We start from the raw sequence: 2,853 nt of genomic DNA, 5'->3' as shown, positions 1-2,853 counted from the left end.
GATCCAGGCACAGGCTGGCGACCCCGGCCGGGATGCTCAGGCGCGATTGCAAGTGGCTCTGGGTCAGCAGCAAACGGGTGCCGCTGTCTTCGATCATGCACAGCAGGCGATCCTGAGGGTATTCCGGGTCCAGCGGCACGTAGGCGCCACCAGCCTTGAGCACCGCCAGCAGACCAATGATCATGTCCAGGCCGCGTTCCACCGCGATGCCCACCAGCACATCCGGGCCGACACCGCGTTCTTGCAGGTGGCGGGCCAGGCGGTTGGCTCGGCTGTTGAGCTGGCGATAGCTCAGTTGTGCGTCTTCGAAAATCAGCGCCACTGCCTCGGGCTGGGCCTCGACCCGCTCTTCGAACAACTGGTGCACCCGCGCCTGGCTTGGGTAATCCAAAGTGGCCCGGCCCCAGTCGGTGATCATGCGCTGCTGCTCGGCAGCGTCCAGCAACGGCAGATCGCCGATGCGCTGCTGCGGGTCGGCGACAATCGCCTGCAACAGGTTCTGCCAATGCCGGGCCAGACGTTCGATGGTCGATGCCTCGAACAGGTCGGTGGCATAGGTCAGAATCGCGGAAAACTCCTCGTCGTGCTCCTGGGTGTCCAGGGACAGGTCGAACTGCGAGGTGGGGTTGTCCCACTCCAGGGCTTCCAGGCGCAGGTGCGGCAATTGCCGGGTGGCCTGGGCCTGCTGGGCCTGGTGGTTGAACATCACCTGGAACAAGGGGTTATGGCTCAGACTGCGCTCCGGATGCAGCTCCTCCACCAGTTGTTCAAACGGCAGATCCTGATGCGCCTGGGCGCCAAGCGCTGCCTGCCGGACCTGTTGCAGCACCGCCCGGAACGGCTGCTGGGCATCCAGTTCGGCTTTCAGTACCTGGGTGTTGACGAAGAAACCGATCAGGCCTTCCGTTTCAACCCGGTTGCGGTTGGCAATCGGCACCCCGACGCGGATATCCGCCTGCCCGCTGTAGCGATGCAGCAAAACCTGGAACGAGGCCAGGAGCAGCATGAACGGCGTGACCCCTTCGCGCTGGGCCAGGCTCCGCAAGGCGGCACTGAGCGGCGGCGACAACGGCACATCGAGATGGGCACCGCGATAGCTCTGTTCGGCCGGACGTGGGAAATCAGTGGGCAGCTCCAGCACCGGTTGCTCACCGCCCAGTTGCCCGACCCAATACGCCAGCTGCCGCTCGCGCTCGCCCGCGTCCATCCACTGCCGCTGCCAGAGGCCATAGTCGGCGTACTGAATCGGCAGCTCGGGCAGCTCGACCGTCAGGCCCTGGCTGTAGCCGGCATACAACGCCACCAGCTCATCGACCATCAGGTCCATCGACCAGCCATCGGAAACAATGTGGTGCTGGGTCATTACCAGCACATGGTCATCCGGCGCCAGGCGCAAGAGTTTGACCCGTAACAGCGCGCCTTCGCGCAGGTCGAACAGGCGGCTGGTTTCAGCCTCGACATAGGCCCGGACCTGCCCGGCCTGATCGCCGCCGGCCGGCAATAGCTCCCATTGCAGATGCAACGGCGCACCGTGGTCGATGACCTGCAAGGTGCGCTCGCCGTCTTCGACAAAACGGGTCCGCAGTGACTCGTGGCGAGCCACCAGGGTATTGAAGCTGCGCTCCAGGGCTGGCACATCCAGCGGGCCGTGCAGGCGCAACGCCGCAGGGATATGGTAGGCCGCGCTTTCGGGCTCCAGCTTCCAGAGGAACCACTGCCGCTCCTGGGCATAGGACAAGGCCAGCGGTCGATCACGTTCAACCCGCACAAACGGTGGCTCGTGACGGGCCGGCCGATCCCCGAGGGAGGCGACAAAATCCTGCAGGCTGCTGTGTTCGAACAGACTGCGCAGCGGCACTTCCCGATTCAAGGCGTGCCGTACTCGGGACACCACCTGAGTCGCCAGCAGCGAGTGCCCACCCAGTTCAAAGAAGCTGTCAGTCAACCCCACCTGTTCCAGCTTCAGCACCTCCTGCCAAATCGCCGCCACCTGTTGCTCCAGCTCGCTGCGTGGCGCCACGTACAGCTGCTGCATCTGGCTCGCATCGGCCTTTGGCAGCGCCTTGCGGTCCAGTTTGCCGTTGGGGCTCAGGGGCAGTTTTTCCAGGAACAGCAGGTAAGCCGGGACCATGTAGTCCGGCAGGTGCTCACGCAGGCGCCCCTTGATCGCCTCGCGCAGGCTGGCCTGGACTTCTGGCTCGGTGCCGACCTGACGTACATCCTCGGGCACCACGTAACCCACCAGCTGCAAGCCGTTGGCACTGGCCTGGGCCAGGACGATGGCTTCGCGGATCCCCTCTTGCTCCAGCAGGCGTGCTTCGATTTCACCCAGCTCGATACGGAACCCGCGGATCTTCACCTGATGGTCGATGCGCCCGACGTATTCGATGATGCCGTCGGCATTGAAGCGTGCCAGGTCGCCGGTGCGGTACAGACGGCCGCCGGGTTGCTCGGCAAACGGGTCCGGCATAAAACGTTCGGCACTCAGGTCCGGGCGATTGAAATAACCACGGGCCAACAACTCGCCGCCGATCACCAGTTCGCCCACCACGCCAATGGGCGCCGGGCTGCCGCTGTCGTCGAGGACATAGATGCTGCGCCCCGGCAGGACATTGCCGATGGGCATGGTCAGCGGTGTTGGCCGCGCACCACTGACGTAGTCGGTGCAGTCCAGGGCAGTCACCGTCACCGTGGCCTCGGTGGGGCCGTAGGTATTAAGCAGCACCACCTGTTCCAGACCCGCCTGTTTCCAGGCCGCCAGCCCTTCCGGCGGCATGGCTTCGCCACCGGCATGCACCTGTTTGAGGACTCCGTAATCCCGTGGGCCGATGGCCGCGAAATCCTTGGCCAGCA

Annotated in this window: 1 protein-coding gene; it reads right to left on the bottom strand. The window is 64.6% G+C overall.

Annotated features, from left to right (window positions below):
- The coding region (locus CF161_RS29165) for a condensation domain-containing protein (protein WP_043230821.1) at positions 1-2,853 on the bottom strand (2,853 nt) is incomplete at both ends.

It is taken from the genome of Pseudomonas sp. CF161 (genome assembly GCF_000416215.1).
Taxonomy (GTDB): Bacteria; Pseudomonadota; Gammaproteobacteria; order Pseudomonadales; family Pseudomonadaceae; genus Aquipseudomonas.
The sequence above is the reverse complement of the archived record's forward strand: the minus strand, read 5'-3'. Positions and strand labels throughout refer to the sequence as shown.